The sequence below is a fragment of the Glutamicibacter sp. M10 genome (assembly GCF_025452055.1).
Lineage (GTDB): Bacteria > Actinomycetota > Actinomycetes > Actinomycetales > Micrococcaceae > Glutamicibacter.
In genome coordinates, this window is sequence record NZ_CP104918.1 from 792,712 (window position 1) to 816,721 (window position 24,010).

21 protein-coding genes and 5 pseudogenes are annotated in these 24,010 nt (G+C 57.0%); 15 read left to right on the forward strand and 11 right to left on the reverse strand.

Features of this window, described 5'->3' with window-relative positions; all coding sequences use genetic code 11:
• Positions 1-3: 3 nt before the first annotated feature.
• The 7 genes and pseudogenes from N6V40_RS03920 to N6V40_RS03950 all read left to right on the forward strand — a co-directional run bounded on the left by N6V40_RS03920 (position 4) and on the right by N6V40_RS03950 (position 6,015).
• Positions 4-902: pseudogene (locus tag N6V40_RS03920) on the forward strand (2-hydroxy-3-oxopropionate reductase).
• A 70-nt stretch (positions 903-972) separates the two neighbouring features.
• Positions 973-1,095 (forward strand): hypothetical protein, encoded by a 123-nt coding sequence (locus N6V40_RS03925; RefSeq protein WP_262199085.1) that lies wholly within the window; start codon positions 973-975, stop codon positions 1,093-1,095.
• Positions 1,096-1,154: 59 nt separating this feature from the next.
• Positions 1,155-2,948 carry a glyoxylate carboligase gene (gene gcl, locus N6V40_RS03930; protein WP_131089433.1) on the forward strand — a complete coding sequence of 598 codons (1,794 nt, stop codon included), beginning with the start codon at positions 1,155-1,157 and terminating at the stop codon, positions 2,946-2,948.
• 146 nt (positions 2,949-3,094) lie between these two features.
• The gene (gene allB, locus N6V40_RS03935) at positions 3,095-4,480 is read left to right on the forward strand and encodes an allantoinase AllB (RefSeq protein WP_131089432.1); all 1,386 of its coding nucleotides are present in this window, start codon (positions 3,095-3,097) and stop codon (positions 4,478-4,480) included.
• A 161-nt stretch (positions 4,481-4,641) separates the two neighbouring features.
• On the forward strand, positions 4,642-4,989 hold the full coding sequence (locus N6V40_RS03940) for a hypothetical protein (protein WP_262199087.1): 348 nt from the start codon (positions 4,642-4,644) through the stop codon (positions 4,987-4,989).
• Between the two features lie 78 nt (positions 4,990-5,067).
• Positions 5,068-5,598, forward strand: coding sequence for an ASCH domain-containing protein (locus tag N6V40_RS03945; RefSeq protein WP_131089430.1), 531 nt, complete (start codon positions 5,068-5,070; stop codon positions 5,596-5,598).
• Positions 5,599-5,718: 120 nt separating this feature from the next.
• A complete protein-coding gene (locus N6V40_RS03950; RefSeq protein WP_262199089.1) occupies positions 5,719-6,015 on the forward strand; it encodes an antibiotic biosynthesis monooxygenase family protein in 297 nt (98 codons plus the stop codon).
• 52 nt (positions 6,016-6,067) lie between these two features.
• Here the strand turns inward: N6V40_RS03950 and N6V40_RS03955 are convergent, their stop codons facing one another.
• The 7 genes and pseudogenes from N6V40_RS03955 to N6V40_RS03985 form a co-directional block, all read right to left on the reverse strand.
• Positions 6,068-6,454 carry an MFS transporter gene (locus tag N6V40_RS03955; protein WP_262199090.1) on the reverse strand — a complete coding sequence of 129 codons (387 nt, stop codon included), beginning with the start codon at positions 6,452-6,454 and terminating at the stop codon, positions 6,068-6,070.
• Between the two features lie 151 nt (positions 6,455-6,605).
• Positions 6,606-7,511, reverse strand: coding sequence for an MFS transporter (locus tag N6V40_RS03960; protein WP_262199091.1), 906 nt, complete (start codon positions 7,509-7,511; stop codon positions 6,606-6,608).
• Positions 7,508-7,942 (reverse strand): MarR family winged helix-turn-helix transcriptional regulator, encoded by a 435-nt coding sequence (locus N6V40_RS03965; RefSeq protein ID WP_131089427.1) that lies wholly within the window; start codon positions 7,940-7,942, stop codon positions 7,508-7,510. The genes N6V40_RS03960 and N6V40_RS03965 overlap by 4 nt, the downstream gene beginning before the upstream one ends.
• 158 nt (positions 7,943-8,100) lie before the next feature.
• A complete protein-coding gene (locus N6V40_RS03970) occupies positions 8,101-8,478 on the reverse strand; it encodes a universal stress protein (RefSeq protein WP_262199094.1) in 378 nt (125 codons plus the stop codon).
• 9 nt (positions 8,479-8,487) lie between these two features.
• A pseudogene (locus N6V40_RS03975) lies at positions 8,488-10,577 on the reverse strand (tripartite tricarboxylate transporter permease).
• 12 nt (positions 10,578-10,589) lie between these two features.
• Positions 10,590-11,567: a type 2 periplasmic-binding domain-containing protein gene (locus N6V40_RS03980; RefSeq protein WP_165477315.1), complete on the reverse strand. Its 978-nt coding sequence runs from the start codon at positions 11,565-11,567 to the stop codon at positions 10,590-10,592.
• Positions 11,501-12,859, reverse strand: coding sequence for a PrpF domain-containing protein (locus N6V40_RS03985; protein ID WP_262199095.1), 1,359 nt, complete (start codon positions 12,857-12,859; stop codon positions 11,501-11,503). Before N6V40_RS03985 ends, N6V40_RS03980 begins: the two co-directional genes overlap by 67 nt.
• A gap of 407 nt (positions 12,860-13,266) precedes the next feature.
• On the opposite strand from N6V40_RS03985, the gene N6V40_RS03990 reads away from it, so the two are divergent.
• The 7 genes and pseudogenes from N6V40_RS03990 (at position 13,267) to N6V40_RS17590 (ending at position 18,581) form a co-directional block, all read left to right on the forward strand.
• Positions 13,267-14,043: a LysR family transcriptional regulator gene (locus N6V40_RS03990; RefSeq protein WP_315973764.1), complete on the forward strand. Its 777-nt coding sequence runs from the start codon at positions 13,267-13,269 to the stop codon at positions 14,041-14,043.
• 280 nt (positions 14,044-14,323) lie between these two features.
• Positions 14,324-14,377: pseudogene (locus tag N6V40_RS17580) on the forward strand (hypothetical protein); the annotation flags it as partial.
• Positions 14,378-14,397: 20 nt separating this feature from the next.
• Positions 14,398-14,946: pseudogene (locus N6V40_RS03995) on the forward strand (cyclodeaminase/cyclohydrolase family protein); the annotation flags it as partial.
• On the forward strand, positions 14,943-15,830 hold the full coding sequence (locus tag N6V40_RS04000) for a bifunctional 5,10-methylenetetrahydrofolate dehydrogenase/5,10-methenyltetrahydrofolate cyclohydrolase (RefSeq protein ID WP_262199096.1): 888 nt from the start codon (positions 14,943-14,945) through the stop codon (positions 15,828-15,830). The pseudogene N6V40_RS03995 and the gene N6V40_RS04000, both read left to right, overlap by 4 nt.
• A 1,349-nt stretch (positions 15,831-17,179) precedes the next feature.
• Positions 17,180-18,112 carry a deoxyribodipyrimidine photo-lyase gene (locus N6V40_RS04005; protein WP_315973765.1) on the forward strand — a complete coding sequence of 311 codons (933 nt, stop codon included), beginning with the start codon at positions 17,180-17,182 and terminating at the stop codon, positions 18,110-18,112.
• Positions 18,088-18,330, forward strand: a pseudogene (locus N6V40_RS17585) (FAD-binding domain-containing protein); the annotation flags it as partial. The gene N6V40_RS04005 and the pseudogene N6V40_RS17585, both read left to right, overlap by 25 nt.
• The gene (locus N6V40_RS17590) at positions 18,324-18,581 is read left to right on the forward strand and encodes an FAD-binding domain-containing protein (RefSeq protein WP_396268330.1); all 258 of its coding nucleotides are present in this window, start codon (positions 18,324-18,326) and stop codon (positions 18,579-18,581) included. The pseudogene N6V40_RS17585 and the gene N6V40_RS17590, both read left to right, overlap by 7 nt.
• A 149-nt stretch (positions 18,582-18,730) precedes the next feature.
• Here N6V40_RS17590 and N6V40_RS04010 read toward each other — a convergent pair whose 3' ends face one another.
• On the reverse strand, positions 18,731-19,204 hold the full coding sequence (locus tag N6V40_RS04010) for a hypothetical protein (RefSeq protein WP_131089421.1): 474 nt from the start codon (positions 19,202-19,204) through the stop codon (positions 18,731-18,733).
• A gap of 103 nt (positions 19,205-19,307) precedes the next feature.
• Complete coding sequence (locus N6V40_RS04015; RefSeq protein WP_262199097.1) at positions 19,308-19,700, reverse strand: hypothetical protein; 393 nt, start codon at positions 19,698-19,700, stop codon at positions 19,308-19,310.
• Positions 19,701-19,938: 238 nt separating this feature from the next.
• Here N6V40_RS04015 and N6V40_RS04020 point away from each other — a divergent pair, with 238 nt between their 5' ends.
• A complete protein-coding gene (locus N6V40_RS04020) occupies positions 19,939-20,499 on the forward strand; it encodes a MarR family winged helix-turn-helix transcriptional regulator (RefSeq protein ID WP_262199098.1) in 561 nt (186 codons plus the stop codon).
• A gap of 375 nt (positions 20,500-20,874) precedes the next feature.
• Here the strand turns inward: N6V40_RS04020 and N6V40_RS04025 are convergent, their stop codons facing one another.
• Both N6V40_RS04025 and N6V40_RS04030 read right to left on the reverse strand, forming a co-directional pair.
• Positions 20,875-21,135 carry a GlsB/YeaQ/YmgE family stress response membrane protein gene (locus N6V40_RS04025; protein ID WP_131089418.1) on the reverse strand — a complete coding sequence of 87 codons (261 nt, stop codon included), beginning with the start codon at positions 21,133-21,135 and terminating at the stop codon, positions 20,875-20,877.
• A gap of 332 nt (positions 21,136-21,467) precedes the next feature.
• On the reverse strand, positions 21,468-23,987 hold the full coding sequence (locus N6V40_RS04030) for a GcvT family protein (protein WP_262199099.1): 2,520 nt from the start codon (positions 23,985-23,987) through the stop codon (positions 21,468-21,470).
• Positions 23,988-24,010 lie beyond the last annotated feature (23 nt).

Consider the following 24,010-nt stretch of genomic DNA (forward strand, 5'->3'; position numbering starts at 1 on the left):
CGCATGACACAGAATATTGCCTTTATTGGACTGGGAATCATGGGCCTGCCAATGGCCAAGAATCTTGTTCACGCTGGCTTCAACGTCACCGGCTATAACCGCAGCGACGCGGCAGTCGACGCACTGGCAGCCGTTGGCGGAACCAAAGCAACGTCCATCGCCCATGCAGTCGCGGACGCTGATGCAATTATCACCATGGTTCCAGATTCTCCCGACGTCCAAGACGTTGTCCTTGGCCAAGACGGAGTTTTTGCCAATGCCGAGGCCGGCGCCCTATGGATTGATAACTCAACAATCCGTCCAGATGTGGCAGTCTCGCTTGCAACCTCTGCCCGCGAAGCAGGGCTTCGTCCACTAGATGCTCCGGTCTCTGGTGGAGAAGCAGGAGCTATTAACGCAGCATTGTCCATCATGGTCGGCGGGGAATCAGCGGACTTTGAAGCCGCCCGCCCAGTGCTGGATGCAATAGGAAAGACCGTTGTGCTGGTGGGACCAGCTGGCTCCGGGCAGACCGTGAAAGCGGCCAACCAACTGATTGTCGCCGCCAATATTCAAGCGCTCAGTGAAGCAGTGGTGTTCCTTGAAGCCTACGGAGTGGACACCAACGCAGCGATCACGGTGCTCGGCGGGGGACTGGCCGGCTCCAAGGTACTTGACCAAAAAGCGCAAAAATCCTGGACCGCGAATTCGAACCCGGATTCCGTCTTGCCCTCCACAACAAAGATATGGGCATCGTGACCTCGGCCGCCAGAGAAGCTGGAGTGGTGCTCCCACTCGGTGCTTTGGTGGCCCAACTGGTGACCTCCACCGTGGCCTGCGGCGATGGAGCGCTGGACCACAGCGCACTCTACAACGGCGTACAGCGCCTGGCCGGAAAGATCGACGCACCCCAACCGGCCTAGGCCTTCCTTATTTCCTACGGCGAGCAGCGCAGCCAGCGCCAGCTCCTCAGAACTTGGTACGAGCCACCGAATGATTCGGACAGCCGCGACTTTGGTACACGGTAAGTCGCAGCCAGTTCCGCCGGTGGCCCGTGAGGGCTACGTTCCAGCCCGCCACCAAAATCTGGTGCTCAAGGAGCAGATGCTGTGGTGACTCAAACGCCGCGCAGCTCGCCGTAGGTTCAATCTTTCTTCTCAAAGGACGTGTTACCCATGCCAAAGATGCGTGCAGTAGATGCCATCGTTCAGATCCTGGAAAAGGAAGGCGCCACCGAAGCCTTCGGCCTTCCCGGGGCAGCCATCAACCCGTTGTACTCAGCCATGAAAGACCATGGCGGAATTCGCCACACCCTGCACCGCCACGTGGAAGGTGCCTCCCATGCCGCCGACGGTTACTCACGGGCCACCGGCAAGATCGGCTTGTGCCTAGGAACTTCGGGTCCGGCTGGCACCGACATGATCACCGGCCTCTACGCAGCTATTGCGGACTCAATTCCAATGCTGTGCATTACCGGGCAAGCTCCGACCAACGTATTGCACAAAGAAGATTTCCAATCGGTAGATATCGTATCCATCGCCAAGCCGGTAACTAAGTACGCCTCCATCGTTTTGGAGCCAGGTTTGGTTCCCGGAACCTTTGCCAAGGCCTTCCAGATCATGCGCTCAGGACGTCCCGGCCCAGCACTTATTGACCTGCCGATTAACGTTCAACTGGCAGAGATAGACTTTGACATTGATGCCTATGAACCATTGCCCTTTGAGCGGCCCAAGGCCACCCGCGGACAGGCAGAAAAGATTGTTGATCTGCTGCTCAGCGGCAAAAAGCCAATCATCATTGCCGGTGGTGGAATCATCAACGCCAACGCCAGCGAGCAATTAATTGCGCTGGCTGAAGAGTTGAACATCCCGGTCTCACCAACGTTGATGGGCTGGGGTATCATCCCGGATGATCATCGTTTGCAGTCAGGCATGGTGGGCATCCAAACCCATACCAAATACGGCAACGCCAGCTTCCTGGAATCAGACATGGTGCTGGGCTTGGGCAACCGTTGGGCCAATCGCCATACCGGTGCACTGGATACCTACCGGGCGGGCCGAAAGTTCATCCACGTAGATATCGAAGCGACGCAGATTGGCCGAGTGTTTTCTCCGGATCTAGGCGTTGTCTCTGATGCCAAAGCAGCAATCGAAGCCATTCTCGAAGTGGTGCGTGAGCGCAAGGCCGCAGGCACCCTGCCGGACTACTCCAGCTGGGCCGATGAGTGCACCGCACGTAAGTCCACCGGGCACCGGAAGACCAACTTTGAGAACATCCCGATCAAGCCGCAGCGTGTATATCAAGAGATGAATGCAGCCTTCGGCCAAGACACCACCTACGTCTCAACCATTGGGCTTTCGCAAATTGCTGGCGCACAGATGCTGCACGTTTATGGTCCACGCAAGTGGATCAACGCCGGGCAAGCAGGCCCGCTGGGCTGGACCGGACCTGCCGCGCTGGGCGTTGTACGTGGCAAGCCTGGACAACGAGTTGTAGCCCTTTCCGGTGACTATGATTTCCAGTTCATGATCGAAGAGTTGGCCGTGGGAGCGCAGTTCAAGCTGCCTTATATTCACGTGGTCGTCAATAACTCGTACCTTGGCCTGATTCGCCAGTCTCAGCGACCTTTTGACATGGATTATCACGTCTCGTTGGGCTTCGATAACATCAACTCTCCCGAGACCAACGGGTACGGGGTTGACCATGTGAAGGTAGCTGAAGGCTTAGGTTGCAAGGCGGTTCGTATTGAGGATCCGAGCCAGCTGGCCGACGGTTTTGCTCAAGCTAACGCGCTGGCCAAAGAACATCAGGTTCCAGTGGTGGTCGAGGTGATACTGGAGAAGGTCACCAACATCTCCATGGGCGCTGCGCTGGATTCCGTCAATGAATTTGAAGACCTGGCTCTGTTGCCTGATGACGCACCAACCGCATTGGTGCCATTGGGTGCAGTAGCCACCGTGGGTGCGTGAAAGGCAGTCGTCGCTGACTTGCGAACCCGCAAAAATATTGGCGCGGGGCACCGGTTCACCAATCTGGGTGTGCCCCGCGCCACTACCACCTAAACTGGCATTGAGCTGCCAAGCACAACACCACCAAAAACGAGTAGGAACAACGTATGAGCATCAATGAGACCGTTGACCGCAATTCCGCCGAACCCTCCACAACAACCGGTGCTTATGATCTGGTTCTTCGCGGTTCGCAGGTACTAACTGCGCAGGGAATTGGCCCGCGCGAAGTTGGTGTTCGTGACGGCAAGATCGTCGCCATTGAAGAACTCGGAGCTCAGCTTGTTGGTGAGCGAGTCATCGAGGTAGCTGAGGACGAAGTGCTTCTACCCGGGCTCGTGGATACTCACGTTCATGTTAATGAGCCGGGTCGCACCGAATGGGAAGGCTTTGAATCAGCCACCAAGGCAGCTGCCGCTGGCGGGGTAACCACCATCGTGGACATGCCGCTGAACTCCATTCCTCCCACCGTGAATCTTGAAGCGCTGAACATCAAGCGTGAAGCCGCCAGCAAGAATGCGTTTGTGAACGTGGGTTTCTGGGGCGGAGCGGTGCCGGGCAACAAACAGGATTTGCGCGAGCTACACGAGGCTGGTGTCTTCGGTTTTAAATGCTTCCTGTTGCATTCGGGAGTTGATGAATTCCCCTCATTGAGTGTTGATGAGATGGAAGAGGACATGGCTGAACTGGCCTCCTTTGACTCTTTGATGGTGGTACACGCCGAGGATTCAGAAATCATTGATAGTTCTCCTCAGGCTTCAGGCTCCACCTATTCGCGTTTCCTTGATTCGCGCCCGCGCTCAGCAGAAAACACGGCTATTGAGCAGGTCATTGACCGTGCTCGCAAGACCGGGGTGCGCGCACACGTGCTGCACCTTTCCAGCTCGGATGCGTTGGACATGATCCGCCAGGCTAAAGCAGAGGGCGTGAAGCTCACGGTGGAAACGTGCCCGCACTACCTGACGCTGTTATCTGAAGACATCCCAGACGGCGCAACCGCCTTCAAATGCTGCCCGCCAATTCGCGAAGACGCTAACCGCGACCTGTTGTGGCGCGGGCTTCAGGAAGGAATTATCGACTGCATCGTTTCTGATCATTCACCGTCAACGGTTGATCTGAAGGACGTGGAAAACGGTGACTTCGGAGTGGCCTGGGGTGGCGTCGCATCGTTGCAGTTGGGCCTGCCGTTGATCTGGTCCGAAGCTAAGAAGCGCGGGATCAGCTTGGAGCAGGTGATTTCTTGGATGAGCGTGAATCCCTCCAAGCTCGCCGGACTAAATAACAAGGCAGTGATCGAAGAAGGCCGCGACGCTGACTTCGCCGTCTTCGCCCCAGAGGAAAGCTTCGAGGTGGATGTGCAGAACCTTCACCACAAGAACCCGATTTCTCCGTACCAGGGCAAGGAACTGCAAGGGCTAGTCAGGCGTTCAATCGTCGCTGGCACCGACGTGGACTTCCAGACTCCACACGGTCAACTGATCCGTAGAGAAAACTAAGTAATTACCGTTCAAGGCCACTGCCCCGTTCTACGAAAATCGTTGACGGGCAGTGGCCTTTCGACATTTAACCGTGATCACATGAACGTATCGTAACGAACCCATATCAATTGCCTGAGAATGGCCAAGTTCACTGCGTGCGCACCATAGGGTGGAGTTCTATGGTGACGATGACGCGGTTGCTTACGATTTCAGGAACGAGTACGGATGCGAACTCTGCTCCGTCGTTGTTGACCAAAGAAATCAGTGATTTCACTCCCAACGACGTGCTGCTAGTTTCGGTAGTTTTTGGTGCAATACTCCTGAGCATTCTTATCGGCTTTGGAATCAAGACCTACCTTCACTTACGTCACTGCCTGAAGTTATCAACGGATGAAGATACTCCTGCGGTCCGTGCAGATCTGCCGGTAAAGATTGAACGGCCAGCGGCGACTCGCGAAGCCCCGCCAATGCCCGTTGGACTACGAAATTCGGAACCTGCCATGAGCAAGTTTGAAAACGGTAGCTGACCAATTTCCTGTCGCCCACCGTCGCCTCACTTCATTCCAGAACGCACTAGAAAATCCATCACGCCGTAGGATCAAGCTATGAATGAGAATCCTGTGCCAGAACTTCCACCGGTAAACACAACGGCTGCCGAAGCCATGTGGGCTGAACATCTGGCACATCGGGGCATCAATCCTGAAGCGGCACCGCACCATGTCGCAGAATCTTTCGGAGATCACCCAGCGCTGGCCGATGAACTGTTGAACGCCATTATGCATGGCACCAAGCGCGCTACGTCGTCATTGGCCAGTGAATACGCGTACTACGACGAACGCATTCCGCAAGTAGATGATCACTGCATCATCTGTGATGGTCAGGGTGAACCCAAAGCCATTCTTCGAGTGATCAGTGTGGAGCGTTCCAGCTTCGACGAGGTCGATGAGCAGTTCGCAGCGGCCGAGGGCGAAGGTGATCTGAGCCTTGGCTATTGGCAAAAAGAACACGAGAAATTCTGGCGACGAACTCAGAAGTCAATCGGTCGCGAGTGGTCACCGGCGGATACCCTGAAGCCCGGCGGTGAACTGATTTTGGAACGTTTTGAGATCTGCTGGCCAGAAGAATTCGCTGATTAGAAAGTCAATACGCGTCAAGGGCGTTGCACTGCGCCACGAACTGCCACCGGGGAAACTTCCGGCGTAGGGTGGCTTTGAGAAGCTTCTGTTTCGGTGAAGCACCGCTAAGAAAGGTTGAACATGTCGATTGTTGTCATCAATGCCCTGTCGGTTCCCGAAGGTTCCGGTGAAGAACTGGAAAAGCGCTTTGCGGCACGCAAACAGTCCGTGGATTACTCACTTGGCTTTGAAGGTTTTAAGCTGTTGCGCCCAGTAACCGGCGAAGACCGCTACTTTGTGTACACCCAGTGGGCCACACGTGAGGATTTTGAAAACTGGCGAGATGAGCGTTCGGGCGCAGCCCATGCTGGCAGCGAAGGCAAGAAGTCGGTAGCTCACGGTGCTGACCTGATGGAGTTTGAGGTCGTCGAGCTCTAGCCTGAGCGCAGGAACAATAAGTGACGCCGAAGGATCTACGGATCTTCCGGCGTCACTTCTTGTTTGCTCCCGAGGAATTGATGCGGGTCGGTACCGATGCGGTTGCTGGTGAGGAACGGAGCGCCGAATTGATCAACAGCGCTATACCGAGGGTTATGCACAGCACTGCACCGATCAAGAAGGTCATATTGATACTGGTCGAGCTGGCCTCGCCATGCAACCCGGGATGGGTGGCGATGATGGCCGCAGAAATCGCGGTGCCAAATGAGGAGCCGACAGTTCGCAAGACCTGGTTAAAGCTGACCGAGCTACCCAGTTCCTGGACCGCCACGCTTCTGGCAATCAGCGCTGGCATCGCGGCATAACTGGCTCCCATGCCAAGACCGAAGACCAGCATGCTCAACAAGATTTCCCAGAGCTGGGAATGCAGTAGCCACAACAGGTGCCGGCTAAGGACATGATGATGGCACCGACGGGCAGCATCACTTGAATGCCAATTTTCTTAGCCAAAACTCGGACAATTCTGTTGGCAGTGAAGCTACCAACCGAGAGTGGGAAGATGACAAATCCGGCCCAGAACACTGGCAAGCTCAGCCCGTATCCAGTGGAGGTTTCGGCCTGAGCAACCAGCGAAGAGACCGACATACCGATATACAGTGCTGCTCCGAGAGCGATGGCGGAGATATTGGCCAGGAGTACTTCTCCTGCTTGAGCGTGCGCAGGTTGATCAGCGGGAAGGCGAGTTTGTTCTCGACGAGAACCCAAACGGTCAAGATGACCACGGCAAAAATAATCAATGTCAGGGTAGGCAACGACGACCACCCCCATTTAGGTCCTTCTGAGATGGCCAAGAGCAGCGAGCCTAAACCGAAGGTCAGCAAGGCAGTGCCGAGGTAGTCGAAGGGTCGAGACTCGGCGTGCGTATCAGGACCGGAAGGAACTACTTTCCACACCACGATGATGGTGGCCAAAACAAAGATGGCGCCAAACCAAAAGGCGAAACTGTAATCAAAGAGCCCTGCGATGATACCGGTCAATGGGTAGCCAACGCCAATACCCGAGGAGACCGTCACCGACAGGGTGGAGATGGTTGGCTGAACTTTCTTTTTCTCAACATAGCGACGGGCAATGGAGATCGTGATGGGCACGATGCCATAAGACAGGCCCTGCAAGGCCCGGCCGGCCAAGAACAATCCGAAGTTTGGTGCCGCGGCGGCCAAGACTGATCCGAGGAACATGATGCTCAAAGAAACTAGGAGCAGACGCTTTTTATGCGGACCGTCGCTAAGCCGACCAAGAATGGGAGTTGCTACAGCACCTGCCAAGAGATTGACGGTGAGCATCCATTGGGCTGTCGCCACATCCACGTCGAATTGGCTGGCGATGGAAGGTACTAACAACATGCCGAGTGAAGAAACAATGGCCGTAGCTAGGGCTGCGAAGACGAGTGTGGGCAGCAGGGTCGTACGTTCAGTTGCTAATTTTGTATCGCTCATCGGGCTGCCGCCGTCTTGATTTTTGTCAGTGCAGGAATAGCGTCGTGGATAAGTTTGAGCTCCTTGTGGTTTAGTTCGTTTCCAATAGCTTTCTTGAGTGCTTCGCGACCTTGTTGAATTTCAGAATCTAGTTTTTGCTGGCCCGCTTTGGTCAGGCGGAACCAGAGCTTGCGGCGGTCTACGTCAGCTTTGTGTCGTTCGATCAGCCCTAAGGATTCCAACTCTTTAGTGGACAGTGAGATGGCTTGTTGGCTGACTCCGATCACCTGACTTAGCCGAGTCGCGCTGACATGTTCGTCTGCCGCGAGGGTTCTGAGGATGCCAATTTTCCCCGGAGAGAGGGTGCGGGCTGCATGGACCAATCCGAGCAGCGGGAACAGCGCGTCGAAGAGCGCTTGAGGTAAGTCAGATTCCTCCGAAGAAATTTCCATAGCCTCAGAATACAATTAATTTGTACAAGTTTGTTGAAGAAGTCTTATCTCATCGATCACCCAGAAGCTGAAGACCAAAAGGTTCCGCGTCTTGTTGATCAAATCAAAAGGACGCGGAACCTTGAATGGGACCGTAATTATTTTGCTAGACGCCTAGCCTAATCCTGAGCCTTCACTGCCAGCACCGGGCAGTCAGCCTCGATGAGGATGCGCTGAGCGACGCTTCCCATCAACAACTTTCCCACCCTGGAGCGTTTACGTAAGCCCAGAACAATGAGCGAGACTTGATGATCTTGTTCAGACTGAAGCACAAAGTCGGCGGGATCATGGACGGTGTCGGACTGCGGCAGGACCTGCAAAGGCACCCCGAAGTCCAACAACGCATTCATATCAATGCCAAGGTTCGCCTCAGAGATCGGTTCCCTATCGAGATTCGCGATCAACAATGAGTCCTGAGCCTTATGGGCTTCGGCCAGTGCCCGGCGTATTGCAGCTTTTTCTGCGGGCGTATTGCTAAAGAAAGCGAGAATTGCCATGGAGTTCTCCTAGGTAAAAGCGGAACAGAGCCACGAGGCCAGCAGGCCCTGTGGAAGATCGATGGGCAACAGAGAAGGTAGAGCCAGCATCAGCACAAAGAAGACAATTGTGTAGATGATGGTGGTTTTGAGCTTGGCGCGAGCCACGATCAACAAGAAGGTCGGAAGGAAGATGGAGATGGCAGCGAGGTAACCCAACAGTGCTGTCAGGATCAGGAAACCAGCCATCCATGCGAAGGTCCTTAGTGCGAAGGATGCATCGGCGGTCCACTTCGGACCCCACGAACCTCCGCCGCCGGGCATGGCAACACCGGGCAGGCTTGGAACCAAAGCATCCGTAGTTCGAGCTGAACCCACTACTGCTTCGTTAGTCAGTGCAGCATGCTTACCTGAAGCAGCTGATCCGCCGCGGACAGTGGTGGCACCGTCAGGGGTGACGGCCGCCTGTTCGTTCAAGAACGCGGTGGCATCAATGGGTACCTGCTGCGAAGTGTTTGCCGCCGCCTTGCGGGTGCGCAGCTCGGTCATCAACACAACCAGGGACATGATGACTCCGACCCAACCGACCAACTGCGGAACCAGCTTGGCATCCGGCGAGTAACTGGAGGAGAGCACCAGTGAACCGGCAAATACAACCAGTAGAACTGCGGCAGCGCACAGCGACCAGATGGAATTCTTCAGCGGAGCCTCAGCATCAGGAGCGCTGTCAGACTTCAGCTCATCATCAGCGCTGAGCTTGCGACGGGCACGGAACCACTTGAAGATATTCCAGAGGATCGGCAGAACCAGAATCGCGATGAACACCATGGCGCCGGGGCGCAGCATCCAGTCGAAGCCCTCGTACAGGCTGTCGGTAAGGAAGTAGTAGCGTTCCATCGGGATGGCCAGCACAAAGCCGATTAAAAATGGTGCGCGTGGGAAACCGGTGGACTTCAAAACCCAGCCAGCAACGCCGAGCAGCAACATGACCCACAGGTCTCCGAGCTGTCCACCGTCCTGGAATGAGCCCAACAGCATGATCACGACAAGACCGGCCGCCAAGATAGAGAAGGGAACCTTGGTCAGTGAGGACAACGGACGTACCGTCATAAAGCAGAAGAGCGCACCAAGTACCGAGGCAATGGCAAAAGCCCAAATGATCATGTACAGCAGGTCAAGGTGTTCGTTGATAATACTTGGACCAGGCTGGATGCCGTAGGTCAACAGCATGCCCAAGAGCATGGCCGAGGGAACACCGCCAGGAATGCCGAAGAGGAAGGTGGGGATCAAGTCGCCGGCCTCCAGCGAGTTGTTGGCGCTTTCCGGACCCACGATGCCTCGCGGGTCACCTTTACCGAACTGGCGCTTGTCCTTGGCGGTTGCCACAGCTTGACCGTAAGCCAACCAAATTCCAGCGGTTGCGCCCACACCAGGTAGAACTCCGGCCCAAATGCCGATCAGCCCACCACGAAGCACCTGAGACCAGTGGGTGAGCCATTCTCGGATGCCCGAGCCCCACCCACCGGTAACCTCTACCGACTGCTTGTCACCACGGCGCTGGCTGGCCCGCGAAGCAATTTCTGCCAGGCCAAAAATACCCAGCGCCACTGCTACTAGGGACAGTCCGTCGCCGAGGAAGAGTGAACCAAAAGTGAAGCGTTCTTCAGCGGTGCTCGGCGCGGTGCCAATCATGCCCACCAACATGCCAGCTAGCCCAGCGGTTAATCCTTTGATCACGTTGCCTCGAGAGAGCACCGCGGCCAGCGCCACGCCGAGAACGGTCAGCATAAACAGCTCAGGGCTCGTTTGGCTTGGCCTTTGCGCGCCATCGCGTACCCGTCAAGCATGGTGACCGAGGCAGAAGCTGAGCCCGGGGCACCAAGTAATACTGCCGATACCGTGTCCGAGGTATGTACTACGGCTAAGGCACCGATGAGCAGGGCCAGCGCGGACGCAGGTTCCATGCCAAAGGTGACCGGTAGCAGGATGGCTACGGCGGCGGTGCCGCCCAAGCCTGGGATCAGGCCCATAACCAACCCTGAGATAACGCCGATGAGCAGCATCAATAGCATGCTCGGATCGGCCCGCGAGGCCAAAGCGGCCAATGCGGAATCCAACATTGTCGTGCCTTCTTAATCTAATTCGATGCCGTAGGAGTCCTTGAGCAAGGTAGTGACATAGCTCTTGGTCTCATCGGTCACGGTGTAAACGTTTTTAACGCGTTCGGATAGGTCTTGATCAGCGACGATCGGGTAACCACCGAGTACCTCGGCGGCCTTTTTGTTGAATTCTTTATCGTCTGAAAGCTCATGGGCGGAGTCGCGCAGCAACGTCACTGCTTCTGCGGGTGCATCCTTGGGTGCCCAGAGTCCCTTTTGGTAGGTGTAGGTCAAGCCGAGCAGAGTTTTGTAGGCCTCAAATTTAGGCCCTTCAGGTGCTTTTCCATGCAGTTGCTGATACACCTCGGTCACTGTGGGCGTGTCCGTGAAGTTGGGATCACGGATAACTTTCCCATTCTCATCGAGCTGGCCAAAGGACATCAGTACGGTAGCTGACCCGTCCTTTTCGCTCGGCTCAACGGCGGACTGATACGAGGAGGTGGTGGTGTAGTCGATATCTACTTCTCCACGTTGTAGGGCTAAGTTGACTGGTCCGCGTCCTTCGAAGCCGAAGGTTGCCGAGATGTCTGCTTGCAAGAGATCGAAGGCAACCAGCGTAGTGAGATCAAGGCCGGTAGCTGAAATGCCGCCAAAGACCAATGGCTTCTGCCGGTCGGTCAGGTCCTTGGGGGACGTCACACCAGCGGCCGTGCGAGCGTAGATCACCCCGCCGGTGCCGTTGACCAGAACCGGTGTAAGATCCTCGAACGAGTACTTCACCACGTTTCGGTCCAAGACCCAAGGGACCACCGTAGTGGCGGTGCTGACCAGTAGCTCGGTCCCGTCATCCGAGGCGGAGGAGGCGAAGCGGTTACTCCCGGTAATGCCTTCACCGCCGGCCTCGTTGACTGGCGCGAATCCGGGCTGCCCGGGAATGTCTTGAGCTAGTTCTTGGCCGACAAATCGGGCCCAGGTATCGGTGCCTCCACCTTCGGCCAGTGGAATGACCATCTCAATGGTTTCCCTGAATAGTCACCGTCGGCCGTGGTGGCTGGTGGGTTCAGTAATCCTCCACCCACGAGGGTAGCTCCCAGACCGAGCACCGCGAAGGCTGTCACCGATGCGAAGACGGTGCGGCGACGATGAGGTTCTGGGTCGGGCAGAAGCTGATCTTCTGAGGCGTCGGGAAGTTCAAGATGAGTCACGGTTGGTTCACCATGTTCTGTGCTGATGGGGTCAAAACTGAGCGTAGATTCGGCTAATACTCGAGCGGTGCGGGTGGTGCCCACAACCATTGTGCCGTCGATCTGGCGCTGCCAGGTAGTGATCTGACCGGCAGGTGTTTGTAGTTTGAGGAACTCGCCGGGCGTCTGCTTCAGCAGCTTTGCCAGCACGGTTCCTTGATGTTGGGCTGCCAGGGTCAGCCCAATGCTTCCGGTGATGGCCAAGGCTGGATGCGGAGCACCCATGGAGAGCATCATGACCAGTAGGTCGTTGTGGTTCTGTGTGTCGGCGGCTTGGACGATGGCCAGCTTGGGGATGGCCCGTTCGGCTTGGGCTGGAGAGTCGGCTAGCCCCATGGCCACCGCGCCGGCACGGCGGATGCGGTCAAGGCGTGGCATTTCATCCAGTGACTCGGTGAGCCAGTGTGAAAACTCAATGCCTTCAAGTCGTGCGGACTGCGCATCAATGATGACGATGGGTGCGCCGGCATCGATGAGCGTTGCCTGAACTTGCTCCGACGTGTCGCCGTGAATGCTCAGCGTTGACGTTTCGTTTCTATCAGGAAACAGCTTCCCGGTGGTGGCACCGGCCGGATCGAGGAAACCTATCTCAACGCCTTGGGCGGTTAAAGGGACGCCGGGGATGAGGGCCGAAGATTCTGAACCGTCGAGGTTCATTTGTTCGACGAGCAGCTGTCCCGTATTGGTGTTGCGAATGTGCACGGTGACAAACTGGTCCTTGGCCTGAACCCAGCCCCGTTTCAGGGCGTAAGGAGCGATGACGGCGGAGCAATTTCCGCAGTTGCTTCCCCAATCTACGACAGCTTGGTCGATTCCGACTTCGGCAAAGGTGTACTCAACATCGATTCCTGGTTCCTGGCTTGGTTCCAGGATGACGGCTTTGCTCGTCGTTGAGCTGCCTCCACCAACGCCATCGATTTGGCGGGAGTCGGGAGAACCAAAGAGGCGAAGCAACACCTCATCGGTAGTGTACCCGGGGACTTGCAGTGCGCTTTTTTCGAAGACCCAGCATTTGCTGGTACCTCCGCGCATCCAAGTCGCTGTGACTGCTTGTTTCAATGGATTGAGCCAATCTCTTCAGAACTGCGCGCCAGCCTTGACTGTGACGGCCAGCACAATAATCTGCTATCGATGATCCGTGAGCAGTCAGTTAATGAGTAGCTACAAAAACTGCATATAGTTGTAGTAATGCTTAAAACTGCGAAATTACAAACTGTTTAGACGTGGAGAATTGCTGCTGGGGCTTGAAGTGGGCTGAAGCGATCGTTGTCTATTCGAGTGATTCCATGGCGTGTAAGCTTTCTGAAATATAGTTAAGTTTTACTGAAAGGTGCTGGCGTGCTCGACATCAAAAGACTGCAAATACTGCTCGCCGTCGTAGAAGGCGGATCGGTCACGGCGGCTGCTGATGAACTTTTTACACTCCATCTGGCGTCTCCCAGCAGTTGCGAAAGCTGGAAGAAGAAGTGGGGCAACCGCTGCTGCAGCGACATGCGCGCGGCATGGTTCCCACGGATGCAGGACATATCCTTGCCGGTCACGCACGCTCGATCTTGCGTCGAATGGATGCGGCCATAGCGGACTTAGACCAGCTGGCAGGACTGAAAAGTGGCAGCTTGAGTTTGGGTACCTTCCCAACGCTGGGTAGTTCGTTCTTGCCTCAGGTCATCAGCAAGTTCCGCAAGATGTACCCGTCGATTAATCTCGACGTGCGTAGTACGAGATTGCAGGAGCTTATGGGGTTGCTCTCCCGTGGCGAAATCTCCCTTGGTCTGCTGTGGGAATATGACTGGATGCCGCTGAACCGGACGGACTTTGAACTCACCACGTTGTTTACCGAACCTACTGTTTTGGTTGTTGGTGCCGACCACCCTTTAGCTGAGTTTGATGAAGTGGATATGGCTGCCACGTCAGGCGATCACTGGATCGTCAGAGCAAACATGCATCCGGTTGCTGAGCTCCTAGAGCGCTCTTGCAACGCCGCAGGTTTCTCGCCAAAGATCTACTTCCAGGCTAACGATTATCAAGAAGCTCAAGCGATGGTTTCTGTTGGACTGGGCATTGCCTTGGCGCCGCAGTCCGCGGTGATGAACCCACATCCAGGCGTCAAAATCCTTTCTCTTGGTTCGGGTGCCGCAGCGCGAAGTGTGGTCTTGGCTCAGCGCAGGGATCGTGTTCGCGCACCAGCAGAAAACGCGTTCCAGACGTTACTGGTTGACATGGGTAAGACTTGGATTGAATAGCACGAAACAACCAGGCGCGAGTTGAGTATTTAGGCTGCGCCTCATTGTCTGTTTGGGACTGGAAGTTAACGTTCGTGGAGGCTAGCGGAAAAGCTCTTGACCAGCGCACGGTGGTGTTCTAGGCTTCAATAAAGTCTGATATACCAACTGGATATTAAGCCCTATGTGTCGTCTTCAGCATTCCTGTGGCCCATTATGGTGCGGGCTGAAGCACCCAACACGGCCAGATCCGGTTGGTCTAGGACTGTCATGCCATGCACACTGAGCGATGGGATATTCCATGATCACCACTGAAACTGTCACCAGTTATCTTCAGCGGCTCGCTTCTAGAGCGCCCGCTCCAGGCGGAGGGGCGGCGGCAGCACTGCATGCGGCCCAGGGGCCGCACTGGTGTCAATGGTGGCAGAATTTACCTCCGGCCCACGGTATGTCGAGGTTCAAGAGCAAGCTGAGCTCATCGCACAAAGAGCAAAGCAGCATATGCGAGAAGCAATACACGCCGCTGAAGAAGATGAGCGGCTGTTCGGACTGCTCAGTGATGCGTATTCTTTGCCAAAAGATGATGAAGAGCAGAAGCTCATTCGAAGTACAACGATTCGCAAGGCCACCATTGAAGCAGCCGCTCCTTTGATATCCACGGTTGACATCGCTTCTAAAATCATCAACCTTGCCCAAGACTTATTGCCTATAGCAAATCGCGCCGTTTCTAGTGATATTGCTGCCGCAGGGGAGTCTGCGCGCGCTGCTTTAGGAACCGCGCTGGTCACCTTAGAAATGAATATCGCTGCCATCAAGGATGAAGCAGAGCGTGAGCGCCTGGGTCTGGTCACGAACCTAGCCAGTGAGATGATCGGTCAAGCTCAAAAGCTCAGCTGCGAGGTGCGCTCGGCGGTGACGGTATGACGGCACAACGTTTGAGTGGGAAACCGGTAGCTGATGAGATTCGGGCGCGGACCGCTCAGTTGGTAGCCGGTCTGAACCGTGATGGCTTCAGTGCACGGTTAGCGGTCGTCCTCGCGACCCGGAACGAAGCGACCACATGGTATGTGCGCTCCATCGAGCGAGCCGCCGCTGCACAAGGCGTTGAATGTCAAGTGCTGGAACTGCCGGATGGTACCCAGGCGCAACTTACTGCCACCATTGAGGCCTTGAACGGGGACGAAGCAGTCCACGGCATCATCCTGCAGACCCCGGTACCCAGTGGCGTGGATGCTGCGGCGTTGGTGCAGTTGATCGACCCGACCAAAGATATTGACGGGGCCAATCCATTGAGTCTTGGCCGACTAACTGTGGGCCAGCCTGCTTTTGCTCCAGCGACCGCGCGTTCGGTGATTGAGATTCTTGAGCATTATCGGATCCCGCTCGCGGGCCACCATGTGGCAGTAGTCGGACGCTCAGCGGTCGTGGGTAAACCCTTGGCTCAGCTGTTGTTACAGCGTGATGCCACGGTGAGCATCTGTCATTCGCAAACCGCAGAACTGCCCGAATTCACCAAGACGGCTGCGGTGACGGTCATGGCTGTTGGACGCGCCAACCTGCTCACCGCCCATGAAGTGGCTGACTCGTCGGTGGTTATCGATGTAGGAACGAACGTGGATGACGATGGGCAACTAGTTGGCGACGTCCACACCGCTTCGGTGCAACCCAAGGTTCGCGCGCTGAGCCCAGTACCTGGCGGTGTGGGAACGGTGACCACCGCCTTACTTTTGCTGCACACCGTGCAGGCAGCAACAAAAGTTTGCCAGACGATCATGTGGAGAGGAGAGTCCATGAGCACACGCCGGTAACTGTACGCCAGCGTTTGGGGTTGGCCATGGCGGGCAATCCAGTCCGTCGGGCCGCGTAGGAAGCTGGGAGGGCCGATGCCAGGCGAAGCGATGAATGAATAGGGGCTTTTCCGGCGACGTGGTGAAGTGGGATCTGTCGATCGGATAATGCCCGCCAAACCGCCGCATAGTTGATGTGGAGGTCAAACATGCGGCGGTTTTCGCCGTGGGCTCGCGGTGCCGCGTGAATTATTGGCAGGCCGGGTGCCGCAGCTGTTAGCGCCGGGGTTGACAGCACGCGTTGAGACCGGCCTGAACACGTGTTTGACTTATGGCAGCGCTGATCTGGAGCCAGGGTCCTGCTTGCTTGATTATCGACGCTGTGAATTTACTGATGCTCGACCGTCGATGATCCTCGTGCGCCTCGCCATGACAGTGAGCAACGAGGGTCGGCGCGCTCAGCCACCGACTCTCCGCCCACTGGTCAGCGTCCAAACAGCCGTGAACTACTACAATGCCGGGCACAAAGTGCTCACTCGAATGTTCGCGGTGGAAGATTCGCACTGGTGTGCTTCCATGATTCCGGGCATCGAGGTCAGCGGAATTCCATTGCCGCTGGGTGGCACGTCGAATCACTTGCGCTCTGCGCAACTGAGTGAGCTCGATGGTTGGGATCCGTGGAACGTTACCGGGGCGTTGACTTGGGGCTACGCGACAGTATGCGTGGATTCCGACTGGGGTTCATCGACTCGACCACGTGGGTGCAAGCCTGTTCCAAGGTCTCAGCGTGGGTCAAAGGTTATATGGTTACGGCCGCCGTGAATATGCGTCGTCTCCTGGGGTTTGTGCGGCGCACCTGTCTAGGGGAGCGGTGGGTATAGGTTGGCCTCATTGCCAGTGCTCCGCTCACGAACCTGTCCTACCCGCTGGTTCGCGGATTCACGATCATCACCTCTGTGGGTGTCTGCTTGATCGGGTTGCGATGTCGCGCAGGCCTCTTAGCCTTAGGCTGGGCGACCATGCTCTTGGGTAATGCAGAATGATTCTGTTTTCGGCACTGGTTTCGAGGCGCCGCTGTGGGACCAGGGTGGCAGTGTTCGCGGTGCTCAACCCCGCCTACTGGGTCCTACCCTCCATCGCTGCGTGTCTGGGCGAAGACCCCGCATGGGCTTGACTAGGACGAGGGAATTGCTAAGACAGCCACACGGGTTCGGTGAGCCAGTTATTTCCCTCTGGACGTGCCGATGGTGCTTTGGGCCACGGAGGTAAACAGCCCTGTTGGAATGTCCTGAGCGCAGATGAAACGGCACCGTTCACTGCTGGTACTCAGGTTCTCGGGCTGCCCGCGGAGAGTGATTTACGCTGGCTGCATGAACCCCAGCCATAGCCTCACCTCCGCCCAGGGATGTCAGCTAGTACTTTTCCGCGATGATTTGCGCACCGCAGACCATCCTGCACTGCTGGCGGCCAGTGCGATGGGGCCGGTGGTGGGGCTGTATATCCTTGATGAGAGTTCTCCCGGCATCAGGCCGTTGGGAGGCGCGGCCCGTTGGTGGCTGCACCACGCACTGCTCAGTTTGCGTGCATCGCTCAAAGAGCTCGGCATTCCGCTGTTGTTGCGTCGAGGCAGAACAGTGCAGGTCCTCGACGACGTGATCGCCCACGGTGCTGTGGCTGGGGTGCACTTCAACCGGCGCTATGGCCATGCTGAACGCGCCGTCGATGCCGAGCTTGAGAGTTCGATGCGCAAGGCTAGGATTCCCGCGCACAGCTACGCCGGGAGTTTGCTTCACGAACCGTGGGAACTGCTGACGCAGTCAGGGACCGGATACAAGGTTTTCACCCCTTCCATAAGGCATTATGCGACACCGAGATTCGCCCTGCCCAGCCCGCGCCTGCCCCACAATCCGTGCCGCAGGGCAAGCTGCCACTCAACGAAGAGCTGCAGAGCTGGGAGTTACTGCCGACCTCTCCGGATTGGTCTACGGGCTTGGCTGAAACGTGGACGCCAGGCGAACCAGCAGCCCACGAGCGCCTGGCCATGGTGCGTGATCAGATCGCGCAAGACTATCAGGATCAGCATGATCGACCGGACCTCGACGGGACCTCCGCGCTGTCTGCGGCCCTGCGTTGGGGACACCTCAGCGCGCACCAGGTATGGAACGAGCTCAGTGTGTTGGCGAGCAGCACCCCGGGGTTCGCTCAGGGTGCGTTGGCTATGCGCCGCCAAATTGCGTGGCGGGATTTCTGCTGGCATCTCTACTACCACCATCCAGAAATGCCCACCGAAAATTTGCGCGTAGAGTTTGACGATTTTGATTGGGCCTGGCCCGAGGATTCGGCTCGGGCGGCGCAGTTGGCGCAAGCGTGGCAACGTGGTCGCACCGGAATCGCACTGGTTGACGCGGGGATGGCGCAGTTATGGCAGACCGGTTGGATGCATAATCGCGTGCGTATGGTGACGGCCAGCTTACTGGTCAAGAATTTTGGGTTGCACTGGCGGGTCGGCGAGCAATGGTTTTGGGACACCTTGTTGGATGCGGATCTGGCGAGCAACACGGCCAATTGGCAGTGGGTTGCCGGCAGTGGGGCGGATGCTGCCCCTATTTCAGGGTGTTCAATCCGGAACTTCAAGCCAAGAAGTTTGATCCTTCAGGTAGCTACGTCGCTGCCTATGCGCCGTTGGCCGTTGAGCCGGTGGTGGACCTGAAGGAATCACGGCAAATGGCGCTCGATGCTTATCAGCAGATGAAATCCGCCAAAGGTCAGTGATCGGGGCCCGCTCAGCCTTGAAAGGGACCGTATTTCCAAAGTATGGTGCTGCGGATGCATCCACGGCAGAAACCACCCTGTGGGCAGCTGCTGGGGTTGGTGTTCAGTAGCTGCCCACAGGGTGGACTCTAAGGAGAAGAGCCTGCTGGCTATTTCGCGTCGGTGGTTGCCAAAGTGAGCCGCTGGGTCGGTAGCTGGTATCTCATGCCAGCGGTATTTGGCGTCTGCATGGCAGGGCAGGAAGGAATCACGTGGGCTACGGCGGTGTGCTGCCAGAACCTCACACGAAATTCGACAATTGTCATCGAAGCGACACGGTCTAAGAACTCCCCAATGGTCATCGAGGAGGGTGCTGGGGTAACCACGCGTAGCGCAGGTTGCGGGGTGGTGATGTGTAGCATGCGCAGCTCCTCGCTCCGGGGATCGAGTGTGGCCACCAGCACCGCTCGACCGTGTACAGAGACCATCGCCATCACATCATGGAGAGGTTCGCTGGGGCGAGTAATCACGATGGGCATGCCCGGAGCCCAGCCAAAATACGTCAAATGGGACTTGCCCTCACGGGTAGCGAGAAAATCAGCGACCCGATCAGCGGTCTGGGTTCTAGCAAATCGACCTGGCATTGTAGATACTTCCCTTTCATACGTTACTCAGTGAATACGGTGCTGCAAAGGGTGCGCTATCGATGCACTGGAATGTCATCGATCGCGCTGGCCTTGGGATTCCTTAGGCCATGCTCAAATCCGCGTGCGCCCCTCCCGTTTCTACCCGCAGGCCTTGGGCGGGGGTCAAGGTCGGTGCAATGAAGGGGTTCGCTAGCCAATCAGTGGCGCGCTGCCCGTCGTGGAGGTGTTCGGGCTGAGCCAAGAGATTTTCCCGGCCAGCCACGGCGAACTGTAGATTCCGTACTTCAAACTGGATACCCAGGAGCTGCTCCATCTGCGGCAACAAGGTGTCATTGACGAAGTTCATGTGCTCGGTGACATGTTCTTCGCTCTTTGCGGTGCAGGCAAGATTGACGATCAGCTTTTCCGGCGTGCCTTGGATGGTGCAGATCGCCGAATGCACTGTGCTTCTCAGTCGGCATTGCTCTGTCCCGAACGATGCGATCTTTTGCATCCTGTCAGTCCATGCCTTTTTGACCGTAGTCCTGTGATCTGTGGGAACTGCTAAATGCTCTTTCATCTTGCACTCCGGCACTCGTCGATGTTTCGTAGTAGAATATGTTTAGACAAGCTAACTATTAGAAAGGCTACATTATTTTTTTCAAAAGATGCAAGGCGGAGTTTAACCGTGAGGTGTGAGCGGTCCTCAAAATTCTCAACTGTTGTGCTCGAATCCGATGAAAGGAGTTCTCATGAGTGGCCATGGGGCAAATGGATATTGGTATGGTGACCGCCATTGGGATCCGGACGCTGTTGACCTGTTGAACCTGATGCGCCGCTATCGTGATGCGGAGCGGAAAATGCGCGAGCAGACTCGCGGATCCATGGGGATGAACGAGACCGATATGACTGCCCTACGTTTTTTGTTGAGGGTACACCGAAAGGGGGAAGTGCCCCGTCAACGAGATTTCGCTGAGAAACTAGGTATTTCTAATGCCTCGGTGTCAGCCATGATCGACCGGCTGTGTCGTGACGGATACGCTGAACGGATCGTGCATCCGGCTGACCGCAGATCGGTGGGTATTGTCCCCACCCAGTACAGCGACACCGAGGTGCGAGAGACCTTGCAACAGATGCACGAGCGGATGATGGAAGCCGTTGACGTGCTCAGCGCGCAGGAGCGCAGGGCGGCGGGGAAATTCCTGCAGGGCCTGATTGACAGCGTGGAATATAGCGACCGCGAGCTGCACCATCCTGCGCAGGGCGATCACTCATCTGGCACTGATTCCCGGGGAAATCTTACTTCGTCTTAGCTCGATGGCAGGGGGATGTGAATGCCACTGAGGCGTATTGATCTGAGTGTCAGCCCAGACGAATTCGAAGACCACCGCAATGGATTGACGGATATGACGAAGGAAGTGTCCAACGGCTTTCGCCTCGAACCCGAATACTGGGTGGGCCGGGCCGCGGGAGTCCAAACCTTGCTCAAAAGATTCACCGAGCATAACTATGAAGAATAGGCAGAGTGCGAAGAGTCGAGTCAAGCTCGGGGAACTGGACAGTGCCTGGAGTGCAAGTAGCAGAAAGAACCGCAAAACTAGGGCAGGCCCTTGCCTGGGCACGTGGAATTGCCGTTGACCGTGAACGCACCCCTGAGCGGGGTGCGTTCACGGGCTATGGCATGAGGCCTAGGCGCGTCGGCGGGTCAGCAAGCCCCAAATGACCAGGACCACGAGTGAACCACCAATAGCCAGTAGCCAGGTTGAGAGTGACCAGAACTGGTTGATTCCCACATTGAAGATTGCGGAGCCGATCCATCCGCCGACGAGGGCACCGACGATACCCAGTAGCAGTGTCGCGATCCATCCGCCGCCCTGTTGCCCGGGCTTAATGGCCTTGGCAATAGCCCCAGCGATCAGTCCCAAAACGATCCATCCTAGAATGCCCATGGAGATTTCTCCTTTGTTCAGTGTCACGGTGCTTCGGTGGTGCCTGCTGGCACCGCCTTCCAGATCAGTAAGGTACTAGAGGCAGTGGAATCCTCGATGCCAAGCTGGGTGCTTCCTGGGAATCGACCCTTGGGGTACCCCGGGAATTAGCCATGGTCATTAGCACATCCAACAGGAGAGCTGCAACGTATCTTGCTGGAGCGGGCGGGTTCAGTAATGCACTGCGCAAAAATGCCCATTCGGTGAGAACACAGCGAAGGAACCTGATCGCTTCGGCACCGGCAAATCTCGACCCGGCAAGCAGGCAGCCGGGCCTCTTCTACTTCTTACGCCTAGCTGGCCGAAGTGGCCAGCGACAGGCCACGCAAGCGTTCCATCTGCGGATCGTACAGTGGATCATCGACCACGGTGGCAGTGATTGGCTTACCGAAGTATTCGATGTCTACCGAGTCTCCGGTTTCAACAGTGATAGGCAGCCAGGCGTAGGCGATCGGCTTACGCACCGTGTAGCCGTAGGCGGCACTGGTGACGTAGCCAGCAGGTTTGCCGTCCACGAATACTGGCTCCTTGCCCATCACCACGGAAACTCCGTCATCCACGGTCAAACAACGCAGACGCTTGGTGGCGGCAGCGGCACGTTCGGCCAGGGCCGACTTGCCTACGAAGTCCACGGTCTTGGCGGCCTTGACCGCAAAGCCCAGGCCTGCCTGTTCTGGTTCGTGCTCGGTGGTCATGTCGGTGCCGAAGGAACGGAAGCCCTTCTCCAGACGCATCGAGTTGAACGCCTCGCGTCCACCGGCGATGATGCCCTGTTCTTGGCCAGCCTCGAACAGTGCGTCCCAGAGTCGTGCGCTGACATCGGCTGAAGCGTAGAGCTCCCAACCGAATTCACCCACGTAGGACAGGCGCATGGCGGTGACCGGGATGCCAGCGATGGTGATCTGCTTGGTGCGGAAGTACTTCAATCCGTCGTTGCTCATGTCATCGTCGGAGACCTTGGCCATCACTTCGGGAGCCAATGGACCCCACAAACCAATGCACGAGGTGCCGGCGGTGATATCGCGGACCGCAGCCCACTGGCCCGGGTTGGCCGCGTTGTGCTTTTTGGCCTCACGACTCAGGTAGGCAACATCCACATTCGAGTTGATGCCGGCCTGGTAGAGCTCGTCGGAAATGCGGGCCACGGTGATATCACTGGTTATACCGCCGGCGGCGTCGAGCAGTAGGGTGTAGCTGACCATGCCCGGGGCACGCAGCATGTTGGCGGTGGTTAGACCCTGAAGCAGGGCGCCGGCGCCGGGGCCGGTGATTTCCACACGCTTGAGCGGAGTCATATCAAACATGGCCACCGCGGTACGGGTCTTCCACGCTTCTACTGCCGCGATCGGCGAGTGGAACTTGTTGGACCAATCATCACGTTCTGGGGCAGCCCATTCGGCGGGCAATTGATCAAGTAGTGCAGCGTTGGCCTCGTACCAGTGTGGACGCTCCCAGCCGGTACCTTCTAGGAAGAAGGCGCCGAGTTTTTGCTGGCGGGAGTAGAACGGGGAGGTGCGCACCGCGCGAGGCTTGGTGCGTGGTTCCAGCGGGTGGCGGACGTCGTAGATTTCCACAAAGTTCTGCTGTGAGGTTTCGCTGACGTATTCCTTGGTGGTCTGCACGTCTTCAAAACGGTTCAGATCGCAGTCGCTCAGATCGGTCTTGGAGGTACCGGTGATGATCAGCTCGGCCACGGCCTTGGCGATGCCCGGTGCGTGGGTGACCCAGACGGCCTCGGCCGCGTAGAAGCCATCAACTTCCTTGGACTGACCGACCAGTGAGCCGCCATCTGGGGTGAAAGAGAAGATGCCGTTAAAGCCGCGCTGGATCTGGGTGTTGCGCAGATCTGGCAGCAACTCTTGGGTGGCTTCCCACTCGGCGGCAAAGTCGTCTGGGGTGAACTCCAGCGAGGAAGGCATACGTTCGTGGGTGATCTCCTCTGGGCGGTAGGACTGAAGGGTATCCAGATCAACCGGCATCGGGCGGTGCGCGTAGGAGCCGATGCCAATGCGATCTCCCCATTCGCGGTAGTAGAGGTCGCGGTCCTGGTAGCGCAGGATCGGACGGCTGGCACCATTAGGCAACTCGTTGATGCCGGCCAGCGAAGGGGCCGGGGTGGTCCAGACAAACTGGTGGCCCAGGGGCAGCAGTGGGATGGTGGTGCCAACCATCTTGCCGATGTTTGGACCCCAGAAACCGGCGCAGGAGACCACCACGTCGGCCTCGAAGCGTTCGTCGCCACAGATCACCGCAGTGACCTTGCCGCCGGACTGTTCAATGTCGGTAACGATGGTGCGGTCACGGAATTCAACGCCGGCCGCCTTGGCACGTTCCATCACCAGCGCGGTGCCCTTGGCAGCCAGGGCCAGGCCGTCGCCCGGGGTATATAGCCCGCCAAGCACCTTGCCTTCGGCGAGCATCGGGAACTTCTTCAGGCACTCGTCCGCGTCAATCACCTCGGCTTCAACACCATAGGAGCGGTTCCAGCCGGCACGGCGGTGCAAGTCGTTCAGGCGCTCTGCGGTGGTGGCGATTTCTAGGCCGCCCACCGGCAGGAAGGATCCGGTGCCATCGGCGCCCACCAGAGAAGTGAGCTTCTTGATGGTGTACTGGGCAAACTCGGTCATCGACTTTGAGGAATTGGAGGAGTACACCAGTCCCGGAGCGTGCGAGGTGGAACCTCCGGGAATGTTCAGTGGCCCCTGCTCAATGACCAAGGTATTGGTGTGGCCCAGGGCGGCCAGTTCGTCGGCGAGGTTGGCTCCGACAATGCCGGCGCCGATGATGATGACCCGAGGGGAAACGGGGGACATGGTGACTCCTTAAGCTCTTGATG